The 17,528-nt window shown below is 34.7% G+C and carries 15 protein-coding genes; 2 read left to right on the top strand and 13 right to left on the bottom strand.

What is annotated here, in order from left to right; translation table 11 throughout:
* Positions 1–240: 240 nt before the first annotated feature.
* From NU08_RS16550 to NU08_RS16535, 4 genes are all read right to left on the bottom strand, one after another.
* Positions 241–2,421, bottom strand: a complete 2,181-nt coding sequence (locus tag NU08_RS16550) for an HAD-IIB family hydrolase (RefSeq protein WP_129748226.1) — start codon at positions 2,419–2,421, stop codon at positions 241–243.
* A gap of 386 nt (positions 2,422–2,807) precedes the next feature.
* The gene (locus NU08_RS16545) at positions 2,808–3,707 is read right to left on the bottom strand and encodes a carbohydrate kinase family protein (RefSeq protein WP_129748225.1); all 900 of its coding nucleotides are present in this window, start codon (positions 3,705–3,707) and stop codon (positions 2,808–2,810) included.
* Between the two features lie 191 nt (positions 3,708–3,898).
* A complete protein-coding gene (locus NU08_RS16540; protein ID WP_129748224.1) occupies positions 3,899–4,708 on the bottom strand; it encodes an SDR family NAD(P)-dependent oxidoreductase in 810 nt (269 codons plus the stop codon).
* A 70-nt stretch (positions 4,709–4,778) separates the two neighbouring features.
* A complete protein-coding gene (locus NU08_RS16535; protein ID WP_129748223.1) occupies positions 4,779–5,366 on the bottom strand; it encodes a TetR/AcrR family transcriptional regulator in 588 nt (195 codons plus the stop codon).
* A gap of 167 nt (positions 5,367–5,533) precedes the next feature.
* Here NU08_RS16535 and NU08_RS16530 point away from each other — a divergent pair, with 167 nt between their 5' ends.
* Positions 5,534–5,893, top strand: a complete 360-nt coding sequence (locus NU08_RS16530) for a hypothetical protein (protein ID WP_129748222.1) — start codon at positions 5,534–5,536, stop codon at positions 5,891–5,893.
* Positions 5,894–6,054: 161 nt separating this feature from the next.
* Positions 6,055–7,737, top strand: coding sequence for an aspartate-alanine antiporter (gene aspT, locus NU08_RS16525; RefSeq protein ID WP_129748221.1), 1,683 nt, complete (start codon positions 6,055–6,057; stop codon positions 7,735–7,737).
* Positions 7,738–7,769: 32 nt separating this feature from the next.
* On the opposite strand, the gene NU08_RS16520 is transcribed toward aspT, so the two are convergent.
* From NU08_RS16520 to NU08_RS16480, 9 genes are all read right to left on the bottom strand, one after another.
* Positions 7,770–8,216, bottom strand: coding sequence for a CopD family protein (locus tag NU08_RS16520; RefSeq protein WP_129748220.1), 447 nt, complete (start codon positions 8,214–8,216; stop codon positions 7,770–7,772).
* Positions 8,217–8,236: 20 nt separating this feature from the next.
* A complete protein-coding gene (locus tag NU08_RS16515) occupies positions 8,237–8,953 on the bottom strand; it encodes an anaerobic ribonucleoside-triphosphate reductase activating protein (protein ID WP_242502579.1) in 717 nt (238 codons plus the stop codon).
* Positions 8,910–9,074 (bottom strand): anaerobic ribonucleoside-triphosphate reductase, encoded by a 165-nt coding sequence (gene nrdD / locus NU08_RS22545; RefSeq protein ID WP_129748219.1) that lies wholly within the window; start codon positions 9,072–9,074, stop codon positions 8,910–8,912. The genes NU08_RS16515 and nrdD overlap by 44 nt, the downstream gene beginning before the upstream one ends.
* Positions 9,055–11,178 carry a ribonucleoside triphosphate reductase gene (locus NU08_RS16505; protein WP_129748218.1) on the bottom strand — a complete coding sequence of 708 codons (2,124 nt, stop codon included), beginning with the start codon at positions 11,176–11,178 and terminating at the stop codon, positions 9,055–9,057. Before NU08_RS16505 ends, nrdD begins: the two co-directional genes overlap by 20 nt.
* A gap of 14 nt (positions 11,179–11,192) precedes the next feature.
* Positions 11,193–11,924 carry an iron-sulfur cluster repair di-iron protein gene (ric, locus tag NU08_RS16500; RefSeq protein WP_129748217.1) on the bottom strand — a complete coding sequence of 244 codons (732 nt, stop codon included), beginning with the start codon at positions 11,922–11,924 and terminating at the stop codon, positions 11,193–11,195.
* 31 nt (positions 11,925–11,955) lie between these two features.
* Positions 11,956–13,470 carry an L-aspartate oxidase gene (gene nadB, locus NU08_RS16495; RefSeq protein ID WP_129748216.1) on the bottom strand — a complete coding sequence of 505 codons (1,515 nt, stop codon included), beginning with the start codon at positions 13,468–13,470 and terminating at the stop codon, positions 11,956–11,958.
* 29 nt (positions 13,471–13,499) lie between these two features.
* Positions 13,500–14,432: a quinolinate synthase NadA gene (gene nadA, locus NU08_RS16490; RefSeq protein ID WP_129748215.1), complete on the bottom strand. Its 933-nt coding sequence runs from the start codon at positions 14,430–14,432 to the stop codon at positions 13,500–13,502.
* A gap of 427 nt (positions 14,433–14,859) precedes the next feature.
* A complete protein-coding gene (locus tag NU08_RS16485) occupies positions 14,860–16,179 on the bottom strand; it encodes an OmpA family protein (protein ID WP_165352469.1) in 1,320 nt (439 codons plus the stop codon).
* Positions 16,180–16,208: 29 nt separating this feature from the next.
* A partial coding sequence (locus NU08_RS16480) for an MBG domain-containing protein (protein WP_129748213.1) occupies positions 16,209–17,528 on the bottom strand: 1,320 nt, incomplete at its 5' end.

Here is a 17,528-nt window from a genome sequence, read left to right as displayed (position 1 = left end):
TAGTATAATTTTTTTTATTTTTTAAACACATAGAGATACAGCTTTTTTGTGCTGAAAAGGCGTTTCACTTTGGCTAACAAACATGGAAAGCATTTTTGTCATCTCGACGAAGGAGAGATCACACTAGAATTTCCGTTCCAATATTTGTCAATCTTTGTCGATTTACGAGTGAGATTCCTCGTTCCTCGGAATGACATACTTTGCGTTTCTATGTGTTTAAAATTTTATCCTCAACGAATGTTATTTTATGACTTTATAATGTTTTAAACCTTCTAAAATTCCTTCTGAAGCCGAAGTTTTAGCCACATAAATACTTTTTGTGGTTTCATAATCTGCCAATTCTGCGCTTCGGTTTCCAACAATAATTCCTTTTATGGAACCTCTAAACATATCGACATCGTTTCCTGAATCTCCAGCAGCAATTACATTACTTAATGGAATAGACCATTTTCGGCATAAAAACTTAATTGCATTTCCTTTTGATGCTCTTTTGGGAATAAAATCTAAAAACTGTCCGTGACTCGGAATAATATTGACTTTATACCATCCTGTTCCTAAAACAGTAATCAGTTCATCATGATTGTACTGTTCTTTCTCATAATAATAAGAGATTTTATACGGATTCTGAGCTTCTTCTTCCTGCAGTTTGATCCATTTAATGGCTTTAAGTTTATTGACAATTTCTTCTCTTTTCCATCTTCCAGAAAGGAATTTTGCCCAACCTTTGTCCAAAATATAATCCTTTCCGTTGGTGTAATAGATTTCAGTTCCGACAGAACAGATTATAAAGTCGGGTAGAGGAAATTCTTCTTCATCAATTACCTTTTTTACTAATGCTAAATTTCGTCCAGAAGCCATTGCAAAAGCCATTTTATCGGTGCGATTGATCAAATGTGCTTTTAATTCTTTCAAACCCGGATTTGCCAGTTTAGGTTCAATCAATGTTCCGTCAATATCGGAAACCAATAAATGATCGATTTTTCTTTTTAATCGGCTGATGTTGATATTAGGATAATGCTGTTTTTTGATTCCAGCTCCAGATGAAAGGGAAAGATTTTCTTTAACCAATTCGACATAATGATTAACATGGCTAATCCAGCTATAATGTTTCTGAATGTTGATGGCTCCATTATTCGAATAATATTTCCATTGATTTTCATCGGTTAAAATATTCCGAAGTGCTTTTTTGATCTGACTTTCTTCTTGGGGATTGACTAATTCTCCGTTCTGGCAAACTGGAATAATTTCTGAAGGTCCGCCATTTTTTGTCACCACAACAGGAAGTCCAGAACTAGCCGATTCGATAACGGTCAATCCAAAATTTTCATGCAAAGCTAAATTGACAAAGACACCTCTTTTTTCTGCTGCATATCTATAAATGATAGAAACTTCATTTTCGACATCATGCTTTTTCGGAATGGCCATTTTCCCGTACAAATCGTATTTGTCCATTAAAAGAAGCAAATCAGTTAGAACGTTTTTTTCAGATTCAGGCATCTTGGCAATGTCTTTTCGAATACCAGCAAAAATGACCAGATTGGCAATGCTTTGCAGTTCTTTGTCTTTTCCGTAAACTTCAATTAAAGTGTTCAAGTTTTTATGGCGGTCAGGCCTCGAAAGTGCCAGAATAATAGGCTTGTGCTGATTGGTAAGAAATTTTGAAATAGATTCGGCAACCCAATATTTTCGCTGTGCTTCTTCCATGTGTTTGTCAGAATCGTTTTCCTGATAGTAATAAGGAACAAATTTTCGAGTATCGATTCCTGGAGAAATGGCGTGGTATTTTCCTAATTCAAAATTTTTGTAAGCTTTGTAGGTTTCAATTTCCTGTTCAGTAGAAGTGACAATAAATTCTGCGAGTTCTAAGGTTCTCTCTTCTGCAGAAATTCTGGCTTTAAACTTGAATTTTTTCTCCAATTCTTCTTCAGTTTCACCACTTTCAATTAGTTTTTTCTTTTTATAAAATCCTAATGAATGTCCTGTATGAGCAAAAGGAATATTTAAAACGGCTGATAATTCGGCTGCAGCGTAACCCGCATCTGCATAATGGGAGTGAATCCAATCGGGGAAAATGTTATGCTGTTTGATGTGCTGCATCGCGCCATTTACAAAAAGATCAAGACCTTCCCAAAGCTGTTCTTTAGCTTTGTATTTTTTTCCCAGAAACGGAATTCTTCTAATGTCTAATTTGTCATTGATAATTTCGATAGGTACCGCATATTCGGGCGAAAGGGCGGGATCGTCTATTAATCGGGTAAAAAGATGAACGTGTTCTACATCTTCATGCTGCGATAAAAATTCGGCTAATTCGTATATGTATTTGGTTTGGCCTCCATTGTCGGCGTCTCGTCCGATTTCTAAACCAGAACCTTTCAAAAGTCCGTGAATATTGATAAGTGAAATTCGTAATTTTTTCATCATTCTTCCTTAAATTATTTGGATTCACAAGGTACTGCGCCCATATAGATTAGGAAGAAATAATTTCATTTAAAATTTACATAGTTCCCATGTTTGAATGGAGAAGGTAATGATTTAAGTATAAAAAGGAGATTGTATCAAAAAGATGGCTTGTTGAACGGAATTTTTATAAATTTTATTTTACAGTAAAACCCCAGCGGGGTAAAATATTTATAGAATTACAATGAAGAATAAAAGAAAGCTCCAGCGGAGCGACATATTTAAGGGTAAAATATGTCGCTCCGCTGGAGCTTTATGTTGTAGCCATTTATCCCTTGCTATAAATATTTAGCTTCTCTGAAGCTTACAAACAAAGATTTATCCTTTATGTAGCGTATTTTTATTTTCTTTTAATTTTTATTAATTAAATTCTCAATATCAAATATTGAAATTTTAGGATTTCCGCCAACTGATCCAGCAACTAAAGCACCAGTTGCGCACGCAAAATTTAGAGCTGCTTGCGGTTCTTTTCCGTTTAAAAGTGAAGTGACCAAAGCGCCTAAAAAAGAATCTCCTGCACCGACAGTATCCTCAACTTTTACGGTATAACCTTCATTTTCATAAAGATGTTTATCCCACAATAATAAAGCGCCATCTTTTCCTCTTGTCACGCAAATCGCTGTAGCATTGCTGAGAGAACAGATAAAATTCATGTTTTCTTCTAAAGTTTTATAAGGCGAATTGAAAGCGGCACTGATTTCCATAATTTCTTCATCATTAAATTTGATGAAATTAGCAGACTGCATTAAATGCTGTAGGATTTCGTAATTATAATGCGGTTTTCGAAGGTTCACATCAAAAACTTTATAAGTATGAGTTTTAAGCAATTCGTCCAATGCTTCTCGAGAAACTTCATCTCTGCAGACCAAACTTCCGTAAATTAAAACATCTGAATTTACTACTAATTCTCTCGCTTCTTCGTTAAGAATAATTTTGTCCCAAGCAGAAGGATAAAGAATTTCGTAAGTAGCCGATTTGCTTTCGTCTAACGTTACGTTTACCAATCCTGTTGGAAAGTGATCAGATTTTAAAATAGTATTGGTATCCAATCCTAATTTATTGACTTCGCTTATAATAGCTTGCCCATCTTCATCATTTCCTACGCAGCTAATCATATTTGAATCAACGCCAAGAGCTTTCATACGAAGTGCCACATTTAAAGGCGCTCCGCCAATTTTTTTTTGATCGCCAAAAATATCCCAAAGTACTTCTCCGAAAGCGACAGCTTTTAGTTTTTTGTCGTTACTCATTTTAATTTTTTCTTGTTTTTAGAACATTATATCAGATGCTTAGTATTTCATCAGATTTTATAAAAATAAAAAACAATAACGGCTTATGCAACCTGTTTTTTGTCTAAAATGGATTGATTATTTGATTTAGTATAACTAAGAAAGGCAATCGTATATGATTGCCTTTCTTAATTTTAAAAAATGAAAATGAATTATCCATGCGCTTCAACTGAAACATCGTTCCATTTTTCCCAGCTTTCTAATCTTTGATCGTAGCTTTGTTTTACGAACGGAAATGCCACTTTTCCAAGTAATAAACGTAAAGGAGGATTTTCGTTTTCTACCAAGTTTACAACCGCTGGAGCTGTTGCTTCAACTTTACCGAATATGTTTTCTCTTTCAGATAAAGCTTTTTTGATTTCGTCATAATACGGTAAACTTTTGCTGGTAATTCCAGTATGCCAGATGTTAGATTCATAACCGTTTGGTTCTAATAAAGTAACATTGATTCCAAATTGTTTTACTTCAGATGCTAAAGTTTCGCTTAAACCTTCAATAGCAAACTTAGAAGCGCTGTAAAGTCCCATTCCTGTTGGTAAAGTTGCCAATCCTAAAATAGACGATACCTGAATAATGTGACCGCTTTTTTGCTCTCTCATTATCGGAATAACAGCTTGTGTCAACCATAAAGTTCCGAAGAAATTGGTTTCAAATTGTTCTCTAGCTTCTTGTTCGTTTGCTTCTTCTACGGCACCTGTAAGCGCATAACCTGCATTGTTGATCAAAACATCAATTGTTCCAAAATGTTGTTTTACTTTCTTAACCACTTCTAGAGATTCCTCACGAATGTTGACATCTAGTTTTAATGGCAAAATTTTACTTGCGTACTTTTCTTTTAGATCGTTTAAAGTATCAAGATTTCTTGCTGTTGCAGCAACGTTGTATCCTTTAGCTAAAAAAGCTTCTGTCCAAGCTCTTCCAAATCCTTTTGAAGCTCCTGTAATTAAAATTGTTTTTGACATGGTATTTGTTTTTTATTATTAATACTAAAATTTAAACATGACCAATCGGTCATTTTTATAATAAAAAAAATTATATCAATTTTTCAGATATAATTTTTTTAAGCGTTTTTTCTATTGTTTTCATATTATCGTTATTGCCAGACACTCGAGACATTAAATGTCCTCCTTCAAGCATAGCAAAAAGGGCAGTGGCAAATTCTGATGAGTTCCAGTCAGGCGTAAATTCTTTGTCAGCGATTCCTTTTTCTATAATCGAAGTTAAAAGAGACTGACCTCGCTTGATAGCATTGTTAACTTTCTCTTTTACAATTGGATTGGTATCGTCAGATTCTGTTCCAAAGTTTAACAAAGGACATCCTCCAATTACTGGCGGATTGATCGGATTACTAAAAAACTCGATATAAGCAAAAAGTTGCTCTTTGGCACTTTTTCCGTCTCTAAGTGCCGTTTCTAGTTTAGTGCTTAATATTTTCATGTTATGATCTACAGCTGCGCAGGCCAAAACATCTTTGTTTTCAAAATGAACATACATACTTCCTTTAGACAATTTAGTCGCTTCCATAATATCGCTCATAGAAGTAGCTGCAATTCCTTTTGTGTTAAAAATAGGAGCGGCTTTTTCTATAATAAATTGTCTGGTTTCTTCACCTTTTGTCATGATAGATTGTATTTAACGATGCAAATATATGACCGATTGGTCATATATGCAAATTTTAGTTGATTTTTTTAATTTTAAATACAGAAATGTTTCGAAACGTATCATAAATAAGAAATTCATATGTCTATATTTGTTTGAAGTAAAGACTCATAATTTAAAGATAAATAATGAAGAAATTCGAATTGTACTGGAGAGATCTTAATATCGGATCGATTGTTAAAACGTATTTTGATATGAGAGATTTTGGAGTAATCACCTATAAGTTCAATTATTTAGCTGAGCTTCCTGAAAATAAACATCTTGCAGATTTTATTAAACATTCTATATTGGAAAGTATTCTTATAGAAGAAGGAGATGAGGAAGCTAATGATAAGATGGCTGAAATAGCAGAAAGAGAATTTCTTGATTTAATTAATACAACAGATTGGTACCTTATCAATGAGAAAGGAGAGAAAAAAATAATTCTTTGTCCGATGTTTCATGAAGATGATGGAATAACTTGGATGCTGGATTCGGATTATTTTTAATTTTGTTTTAGTCGCTTGCTGTAGAAAGTGTCTAGTTATTTACATTTATCAACGTTATTTTTCTGTTTATATAATGTGATTTAAAATAATTGCTTTTAAATAACTGAAATATAGTTAGTTACTTGTGTTTTTTGATTAAATTTATCTAAAAAAAATGCAATATGGTAACAGCTATACTTAGAGAACATCCTGAACTGGCACTTTTTTTATGCTTGGCTCTTGGATTCTTAATCGGGCGCATTAAAATTGGAACATTTAAAATTGGTGTAGTATTAGGAACCTTATTCGCTGGTGTTCTAATTGGTCAGCTGGATATTGAAATTCCCGGTATTGTAAAAACCATTTTCTTTGATTTTTTCCTGTTTTCAACGGGATATAAAGTTGGGCCTCAATTTTTTCAAGGTTTTAAAAAGAATGCATTTCCGCAATTGTTGCTCACTTTGGTAATATGTTTGGCTTGCTTGTTAGTGGCATATTCTGTTTCTGTTTTTTTAGGTTATGATGTAGGAACAGCAGCAGGATTATTAGCAGGAGCGTTTTCTGAATCAACTGTAATTGGTACTGCTTCAGATGCTATAAGCCATTTAAATCTTGATGATGCAGAAAAAACTAGATTAATTAACAATATTCCGGTAGCCTATTCTGTAACTTATTTGGTGGGAGCAACATCTTTTGTCTTTTTTCTGACCGCAATTGCTCCAAAATTACTTGGTATTGATTTAGTTAAAGAAAGCGAACAACTGGCTGAAATCATCTCAGGAGAAACTGAACAGGAATACGGTCCAGGAATGAAAAGCGCTTATCAGAGGTGGATTATTCGGGCATATAGAATTACCAATGAGAAATGGATTGGAATTAGTATAAGCGAGTTTGAGAGATTAATATCCAACAAGAACATTGTTATTCAGAGAATACGCCATAAAGATCAATTGCTAGATCCAAAACCAGACACCATAATTCATAAAGATGATGTAATGGTAATTATGGGACAGCATGGAATCATTTTGGACAGCCTCTTTTCTGTTGGGCCAGAAGTTTTGGATGAAGAATTGTTGAATTTCCCTCTAGCACATTTAGATGTTACAATCACCAATAAAGCAATTGAAGGCATGACAGTAAAGTCTCTTCGAAAAAGTAGTTTTTATCATGGATTAATGCTAAATAAAATAACTAGAGAAAACCATGAAATACCGCTTGAATCTAAGACGGTTTTAAATAGAGGCGACATTTTGAATCTTTCAGGCAGACCAGCAAAACTAGAAGAAGCAGCAAAAGAAATAGGTTATCTGGATCGTTTAAGTCCAGAGACTGATATTATTTTTGTTGGTTTGGGTATTGTACTTGGTGGACTATTGGGCTTGCTTTCGGTTACATTATTTGGAGTTTCAATAACTTTAACAACAAGCGGCGGTGCATTGGTAATGGGACTCATTTTTGGCTGGCTGCATTCAAGAACACCTGTTTTTGGCAGAATTCCAGAGCCCGCCTTGTGGATATTTGACAACGTAGGTCTTGCAGCATTTATTGGACTTGTTGGTCTTGCTGCGGGTCCAAGTTTTATTTCTGGTCTTAAAGAAACCGGTTTTGGCATTTTGCTTGCCGGCGTGGCTGTTGCTTTAATTCCTCATATCATCGGACTGTATTTTGGAAGGTATATATTAAAAATAAATCCAATAATTTTACTTGGCGCACAAACTGGCGCAGGTACCTCAACAATTGGATTAAAAGCAGTTCAAGATGCATCAGGAAGCAAGTTTCCAGTTTTAGGCTACACTATTCCTTACGCATTAGCTAATATATTATTGACTGCATTCGGGCCAATACTTGTTGGTATGATGTCTTAATAAATGAACCAAATAAAGTACTGGAAGGAATTTTAAATCCCACCATAACGCAACGTTGATCCTAAAATCAGCATGGCAACACCGATTGAAGTGACCGTTAATATAATAGCAGACATTTTATTGATATTATGTGATCTAAGTTTTGGGATAATGAAAAATTGTGCACACACTGCACAAAAGAAAGTGCAGAAAAGTAAAATCAATTTTATTGAAATTACTTTTTCAAATCCGCTTGAAAAATGAAACCAGGTTTCTGCCGTTACGCCAAAATCATACGCCATCCAGATTCCAGTTATAATAAGTAAAGCGAGAGAAGACATTCCAAGTTTTTCATATTTTTTTTCGAAATTTAAAATAATCTGCGGATCTTTTTTCTTCAATGCTGTTGGAAGGTAACAAATAGCCAAAAGCAAATGACCACCAACCCAGATTGTAGCAGCCAAAAGATGAAGTATTAATACAAAATGATGTAAAGTCATAACAAGTTCATTTTGAGTTATTAATCTCTAAAAATAACTTTTATTTTTAAAGTAGAGAAGTCTTTAAGTTGTATCTTTTTAGTCGAATTGTCTAACTTTGAAAGTGTTGGCACATTATTCATAAACTGTTGCACATAATAATTACCTTCAAAATTTTGACTTTCAAGATATTTGATCATTTGAATAAAATCACTTTCTGTAATTAAAGAAGAATGAAAAGTAGTGCGAACTTCAAACGGAATATTCGATTGAATCAAAAGAGAAAGACTTTCTTGAAATTCAGAAAATAAGCCTGACTGCGTTAGGTGTTTAAAGGTATGAGGAAGACTTTTATAATCTAACGCGACGTAATCAATTAATTGACCACGAATCAGGCTATTCAATATTTTTGGACTGGAACCGTTGGTATCAATTTTAACCGCAAATCCCATTGTTTTGATTTCTTTTATAAAATCAATTATTTTTTTGTGTAAAGTGCATTCGCCACCGCTTAAAACCACTCCGTCTAATAATCCTTTACGAGTTTTAAGGAACGAAAGAACCGAATCAAAATCAATCTTTCCTTTTCCTAAAACAATATCTGGATTGTAGCAGTATAAACACCGCATGTTACAGCCCGCAAACCACACAATGCAGGCTGTTTTATGCGGATAGTCTAATAAAGTAAAAGGTGTGAGGCTAAATATTTCTTTATTAGATAATAGTTTCTTCGAAATGTGTACGCTGTTGGTGTTCACCTTTTTTTCCAATATTAAAACTTTCTACAGGTCTGTGATACCCCATTACACGGGTGTAAACCAAACATTTGCTTCTTTGAGATTTGTTTTCTTCTAGAACTTTAAGTGTTTTCGTTTTCATAAGCCAAGTGTCTTTGATTGTTTTTATTGAGTAAAATTTCATCGCATTTTGGACAATATTCATGTTCGCCGTCTAAGTAACCATGAATAGGGCAGATGCTGAAAATTGGTGTTACGGTTATATAGGGCAATTTAAAGCAGGTTAGAACTTTTTTTACGAAGTTTTTACAGGCTTCTGGACTGCTTATTTTTTCTCTCATATAAAGATGCAAAACTGTACCGCCAGTATATTTGCATTGTAATTCATCTTGAAGCAATAGCGCTTCAAAAGGATCGTCAGTATAATCGACAGGAATTTGTGAACTATTTGTATAGTATATGTTTTCATTTTGTCCTGCTTGCAGAATCTCTGGAAAACGCTTTTTGTCTTCTTTTGCAAAACGATACGTTGTTCCTTCTGCCGGAGTTGCTTCGAGATTGTAAAGGTTTCCAGTTTCTTCCTGAAATTCTTTCATTCTCAGTCGAATATGATCTAGAATTTCGGTTGCAAAATGTATTCCCGAAGTGTCGGTTATATTTTGTTTTCCTTCAGAAAAATTTAGTACCATTTCATTCATTCCGTTTACGCCAATTGTAGAAAAGTGATTTCTAAAATGTTTCAAATAGCGCTGTGTGTACGGATAAAGTCCGCGGTCATACATTTGCTGAATAAAGATTCTTTTCTTTTCTAAAGTCGATTTAGCTATTTGGAGTAATTCATCCAAATGTTCAAACAAAGTAATGATGTTTCCTTTATGAAGATATCCAAGGCGCGCCATATTGATGGTTACTACGCCAATGCTTCCCGTCATTTCGGCACTTCCAAAAAGACCGTTTCCTCGTTTTAATAATTCTCTTAAATCGAGCTGTAATCGGCAGCACATACTGCGTACAGCATTTGGTTTGTAGGCGTCAGGGTTTTCAATGCGGTTTCCTTTTTCATCCAAAATATATTGGCTGCCAATAAAATTCTGGAAATAAGACGAACCAATTTTAGCGGTGTTTTCAAAAAGCAAATCGACATTTTCTCCATTCCAATCAAAATCTTCTGTAATATTTACTGTCGGAATCGGGAATGTAAACGGTTGTCCGTTTGCATCGCCTTCAGTCATAATAGTATAATATGCCTTATTGATAAGATTCATTTCTTTTTGAAAATCAGCATATTTTAAATCTATCAATTTTGAAACGCCTCTTTTTTTAGCTTCTTCAATCAGATTTTCATCAGTAACTTTTAGAAATAAGTGCTCATCATTTCGAGTCGGAATCTGTTCTTTTAAATCTTCGGGTACATTCCAATCTAAAGTGATGTTTGTAAAAGGCGATTGTCCCCAACGTGCAGGCACATTTAAATTGTAAACAAAACTTCTAATTCCTTTTAGCACTTCTTCATAAGAAAGCTGATCTTTAAAAACATAAGGAGCCAAATAGGTGTCAAAAGAACTGAAAGCTTGAGCGCCTGCCCATTCGCTTTGTAGAATTCCCAGAAAATTTGCCATTTGACCTAATGTTTCTCTAAAATGAGAAGGAGGTCTGCTCTCGACACGGCCACGCACACCGTTAAAACCTTCATTTAACAGCACACGTAAGCTCCAACCAGCGCAGTATCCGGTAAGACAATCCAAATCATGGATGTGTATGTCGCCATTCCTGTGAGCAGAACCTTCTTCTTTATTATATATTTTATCCAGCCAATAATTGGCGATTACTTTTCCCGCGGTATTACTGACTAGTCCCGCGTTTGAATACGAAATATTCGCATTTGCATTAATTCGCCAATCTGACTGGTTGATGTATTCTTCAACAGTTTGCGTACTGTCTATATAAGTAGTGTCGTCGTTTAAACCATTAATATGTTCTCGCTGTAATTTTCTCGTATGGCGATAAATTATAAACGAACGCATGGTCTGGAAATATCCATTCTCAAAAAGCACTCTTTCTATAATATCCTGAATTTCTTCTACAGGCCACGAGTATTTTGCCTCAAGACCAGAAAGAACGATTTTGAAAATTCTTTTGTCTACAGGCTGGCTAACACTCTGAAAGGCTTTTTGAATGGCATCCTGAATTTTATAAGCTTCAAAAGGCTTATAATCTCCGTTGCGTTTGATTACATATTTTTCCATGGTTCTGATTTTATTTAAGACACTTTTTCAAATGTTTTTTCAAGCTCAATGGCTTTTGGAAACAGAATATTGTTTTCCAGATGAATATGCTTCTTTAAATCTTTGTCAAATTCTTCCAGCATGAGAAAAGCTACTTTATAAGTGTTGCATGAGTCAATAGGCGGTGTATAATTATTGGTTAAAGCTGCAATTCTCTTAAAACGTTGTCCTTCTGTAACATGATCGTCTTTTAAGGTTACAATTGGAGCTTCAATAGATAAAAAAGGCGGTGTTTCCAGTTCTGTACCTTTACTGTATGCGGCATTCATTTTTTTAATAAAAGGAAAAACAACCAACTCTTCTCTTTTCATATGAGCCGTGAGATCCAAATACGTTTTTGAAAAAATAGTATGAATTTCATGAAGCTCTGGATGAATCGCACCGTGAACACCGCACAATTTATTTAAGTATTCCAAAATAGTAGGAGACTTTTCTGCAACATACCTATGATGGGTTTTGGTTATATAATCTGCAATCATGTCTGCTGTCCAATTTTTATAATCAAAAGACTGGTTGGCAGAACTGCTTCTTGCTTTTTCAATATGTTCAATAAGAACGCTTTCTTCAATATCTCTTTTTTTGCAAACTTCTTCGATTGTACGATGGCCTTTGCAACAGAAATCAATATGAAATTTTGTAAAAACTGCTGCTGTTTTGAAATCGTCAGCAACGATTTCACCAATAGTGGTTTTGCTTGTTAGTTTCATAATGGTAGGGGTGTATAGATTAATTTGGGTTTCAGCATATTTTTTGATCTTTAGCAGCTTTGCATTGTTTAACGATAAGCAAAGAAGCAGCAATCATATTTGAAAATTCGATAAACGGAATCGTAATTTCATGTGTTTCTGTAAGCGAAACAGCATAATTATTAAGCTCTTTTATTTTTTCAAAAGTCAAATCGGCGTCTCGTTCTTCACTAGTGTAAAATGAAGTGACCAATTTTTGCAATTCCTTTTTAAGTACTTCAAAAGCTAGATAATCATCGACATTATGCGCCTTTGGAAATTTCGGAATCAATATTTTGGATGAATAAATAAATTCTGCAATAGTTCTATCCACATTTTCTGAAGCCTGATGTGCAAACACCAAAGCCTCAAGAAGTGAGTTTGATGCTAAACGGTTTTTACCATGAAGCCCTGTTCTCGCGCATTCCCCAATTGCGTAAAGATTTTTTATTGTGGTAACTCCATTTTGATCTACTTTAATCCCGCCACATTGATAATGTGCAGCAGGAACAACAGGAATTAAATCTTTTTCAGGATAGATTCCCAATTCGTTGCAATGCGCTGTGATAACGGGAAATTGATTTGCAAAAGCTTTAGGATCAAGATGTCTGCAGTCTAAATAAACATGATTTTTTCCACTCAATTGAAGCTCTTTGCTAATAGCATTAGAAACCATGTCTCGTGTAGACAATTCGCCCCTGATATCATATTTAAATAAAAATCTTTTTCCCTCTTCATTAACAATATGAGCTCCAAAACCTCTTACAGCTTCAGAAATTAAAAACAGCTGATTTTCTTTTCCTGCATACAAAGCCGTTGGATGAAACTGAATGTACTGCATATCGACAATTTCTGCGCCAGCTCGTGCCGCAATTGCCAAGCCGTCTCCGGTTGCTATTTTCGGATTTGTTGTGTTTTCAAAAAGCTGTCCGCATCCGCCTGTGCTTAAAACAATGGTTCTAGCTCTAATATATTTTATTCGATTGTGTTTTTTTTCAAAGAAAAAAGCTCCGGTACAAGTTGTTTTAGCTTTTTTTGTTTCGGTATTTAAGTCAATGACCATATGATTTTCTAGGAGTTCAATATTGGGCATTTTCTTGATCATTTTGAGCAGTTTCTGCTCGATTTCCTGTCCGGAGCTATCTTTATGATGTAATATTCTATGTTGTGAATGTCCGCCTTCTAGACCTAAATCCCATTGGCCTTTTTCATTTTTGTCAAAAGAAGCTCCTATTTCAATTAATTCCTGAAGTCTTTCCGGAGCTTGTTTAATAACCATATTAACGACTTCTTTATCGCATAAACCACCTCCAGAACGAAGCGTATCATGTATATGTTTATTGAAACTGTCTTTTATAAGGTCTGTCACCACTGCAATACCGCCTTGAGCCAGTCTTGTATTGGTGTTTTTGGCTGTTTCTTTCGTCATTATAACAATGGATAGATCTGGGCGTTTTTTTGCCGTTTTCATAGCAAAAAATAATCCCGAAATACCAGAACCGATGATCAATATATCTGTTTTAAGCATGTTATTTTGATTTAGAGTTATTGCATTTTTTATGATAGTTCAAGCATCCTTTCGATAGGCTTAAGTGCTTCTGTTCTCAGTTTTTCTGAAACCTGCATTTCTGGTCTTTCATTTTTAAGGCACAAATACAGTTTTTCGAGTGTATTCATTTTCATATAAGCACATTCGCTACAAGCACAGCTGTTGTCATCTGTGGTAGGAGCCGGAATCAGCGTTTTATCAGGTACAGCTTTCGTAAGCTCATGCAGGATACCGGCTTCTGTGGCCACAATGAAAACGGCAGTAGGATCCGTTTTAATGAAATTAATAATTCCCGAAGTTGAGCCAATGTAATGTGCTGCTTTTAAAATATGGTCTTCAGATTCAGGGTGTGCTGCAATTTTTGCAGTCGGATTTTTGTTATATATCTCTATTAATTTGTCTAATGAAAAGGCTTCATGCACAACACAAGAGCCTTTCCACAAGACCAGTTCGCGTTTGGTTTCTTTTTGAAGATATCTGCCCAAGTTTTCGTCTGGAGCAAATATGATTTTTTGTTCTGCCGGTATCGATTCGATTATCTTTTTGGCATTTGCCGACGTACAGACTAAATCGCTCATAGCTTTTATTTGTGCAGAACAATTGATGTAAGTGACTACAATATGATCTGGATACTGATCTTTGAATAATTTGAAATCTTCAGGTGGACAGCCATCGGCCAAGGAACAGCCCGCATTCCAATCAGGCAATACTACTTTTTTATTTGGGTTTAAAATTTTTGCCGTTTCTGCCATAAAATGAACTCCTGCAAAAACAATGATATCAGCATTGGTATTTTGTGCTTTTTTAGCCAATTCGAGACTATCACCAATGAAATCTGCTATTTCCTGAATATCCTCATCTTGATAATAATGAGCCAGGATAACGGCATTTTTTTCTTTTTTCAATCGGATTATCTCCTGTACTAAAAAGTTCTTGTCCATCTTAATTCTTGAATTTTCTACTACGTCGCTTTATGAAAGCTAATGGTGTTGTCTTTTAAACCTGCTTTAAAATATATTTAAATACATAATTTTAATAGGGTAAATATATTATCATCGTTTTTTTCAAAACATGATTCTAATCATACTGTTTTATATTTGTTTGTATATGTTAACCTTGAGAATTGAATCTTAATTGAAAGTGAAAGTGAGATTTATAAAGATGTTTGGAAATATTAAGAATCATAATTTCCAGTATATAAATGAAAAGTATTTTTTACAAATCTTGAAGGTAAAGCTTAGATTAAGTCTAGAAAATATACAGTTGTTTTCGGGCTTATTAGCTGATTTGAATTGCTATAAAAAAGAAAAAGCATGAAAAAGAGACGAACTCTTTTGTCATGCTTTTTACAATTGTAATTTAAAAAAATTATTTTGCGTCTATCAGAGTAAGTGAAACTCTTCTGTTTTGCGGTTTATTTTCTGCTGGAGTATTTGGAACTAAAGGTTCGCTTTCTCCTTTTGAGAATAAATGCATACGGTTAGACTCTATTCCTTTGTTCTGTAAATAATCTGAAACTGCCTGAGCTCTTTTCATTCCAATTTCAAGATTGCGTTTTTCAGTTCCTATATCACAAGTATATCCAGTAATATTCAGATCTGTGTCTTTGTTTGATTTTAGAATTTTAGCAATTTCATCCAATCTTGTTGCCAATTCTGGAGTTACGCTAGTATTTCCAACTTCTTGGAATGCAAGAGGCTGTTTTTCAATATAGTTTCTTTCCTCTGAAGTCAGTTCTTTTTTAGCAGGAACTGCTTCTACAACTTTTTGCTGTACAGGAATCTCTTTCTGAACAGGAGCCGTTTCTGTTTGAGTAAAAGTTTCTTCTTTTGCCTTTACGGGTTCTGATTTGTCTTTAGCTAATGAAAAACCTAATTTTAATTGAACACCAGCAGATAGATAACGGCTTTCCTGAACGATTCTGCTATTTCCAATTGTACCGTTTGCCTGAATATTGTCAAGTCCGTTCGGATTGTAAGCCACAATATTGGTATTTGGAGTTTCTTTTGCCAAATCTGTTAAACCGTAATCAACGTATAAACCTGTATAAAGCTTTGTTTTTTCTGCTAGTTTGAATGTTAGACCAGTTTCAAAACTTAACATAAAAGCAGGATCTAAGCTTACAGTTGTTTTATCCTGCCAATTGGTTACTTTTCCGAATCCGTGAGATGGTAAATCGTCAACCAAAAGATTCACATCTGGATAATAGCCGCTCAGCTGTAACTCAGAAGCTGAAGCTTTTACAGTTTGTTTTCCTGGGAACATAATTTTTCCTCCGAATCCAAAGTACAATTGTGTCTGAGATGCAATTGATGTTCTGTATTGCATCATTAGCGGAATCGCGAAACCAATAAAATGCTGCTCTTCTTTGTAGTTTGTAGGAGTCACTTGATACTCAAATGCAGAAGTCTGGTCATCGACTTCATAGGTTGAAATTGTCGTTCCGTTATCTAATTCAAAACTATTTTGATTATAAGTAACATCAACACCTGTCGAAATTCCCCAGTGATTGCTGAAGAAGTAGGTGTATCCAACACCTATTCCTCCGCCAAACTTTAGTTTACCGTCTCCGATATTGCTATCGTATAGAATTCCAGACGGACCGCCGTTAATTTTAAAATTAATTTCCTGTGCTTTTATCGTCACGCTAAACAGTGTTAGTATAGCTATGGTGGCTTTAATTTTCATTGCTTGTAATTTTAAATTAAATCTCATTTTTATTTAACCAATAAGTTGATTGTTTTTAACTGACCGTCAGCCAGTTTAAGAACAACAATGTATAAGGCTGTCTGTGATGGAGCGATAATTTGATTTTTTGGTTTTACATTTGAAATAGTCTGAACTAATTTCCCTGCAATGTCATAAATAACCACCTCAGATCCATTTAATTGAGATTCGCTAAAATCACACTCTAAAGTAAACTCGGCATTAGGCTTAACTGGGTTCGGATAAATTTTGATTTTCTTGGTGAAAACCGTTCCAGTAGTTTCAATTGGACAAGATTTGATAGAATTTCCGTTTTTGTCTTTTGCAATTACATGATAAGTACCATTTAAAGGCTGAATTTCGCTATAATACTGACGAGTTGCGCCAGAAATAGCAGCTCCGTTTTTATACCATTGCCAAGCCACATAATTATTTGATTTATTATCAAAGAATAGAACGTTTGCCCATTGCTGAATAACAAGTCCAGATTGACTTATTTCAATTGGTTTAACAACGGCTGTGGCAGCATTATGATTCTGATCTCCAATTTGAGTTGCAGTAATGGTTGAGTTTCCTGATCCTGTAATGTTTAAAGTTGATCCAGAAATTGTTCCCAATGCCGCATTTGCTATTGTATAAGAAACTGGCAGGCCGCTGTCTGTGGTAGCAGTTAAAGTTACATTGTTTGAATCTGCGCATCCAAATTCTAAAGTTTGATTCCAAGTAATTGTTTGGTTGGCTTTAGTAATTTCAAATTCTGCACCAGTAAAAGTAATTATGTAATCTGCACCAGCATTAATTGTTCCTAATTTAATGTTGTATTTTCCAACATTTTCTCCCGCATCTCTTGTAAGCAGACCGCTAAGTATGGAGTTTGTATCTCCGTTAGCAAAACCTAAAGCTGTGTAATTGAATACAGGATCGGCTGTACCATATACTTTGGTATGTCCTGTTGCCGCAGTTATAGTAAGAGTATATTTTTGAGTAATAAAACTTACTTCGTTTCCATAATTAACAAAACCGTTACTGTTTACAGCATAAGTTCTAACGTAATAGGTTCTGTTTCCTCTAAGGCCCGTTAAAGAGTTTGTAAATGTTCCTAATGCAGCAGTAACATTGATTTTTGTATCAGCTGTAGTAGGATTGGCATGTTGAGCATATACAAAACCTACTTCTGTCAAGCAAGATCCACTGTCAGTGTTTATTCCGTCAGAAGATGCTGTACCAGATAATGAAGCAGTTGTTGTAGTTATTCCAGATACCACCGCCGTATTTAAATTGACTGGATTAGCAGGCTGAATTACTTCAACAGTTGCAGTAGCTGTACAAGA

The organism is Flavobacterium anhuiense, from assembly GCF_004151235.1.
GTDB lineage: Bacteria > Bacteroidota > Bacteroidia > Flavobacteriales > Flavobacteriaceae > Flavobacterium > Flavobacterium anhuiense_A.
This window is presented reverse-complemented; position numbering and strand designations above follow the sequence as displayed.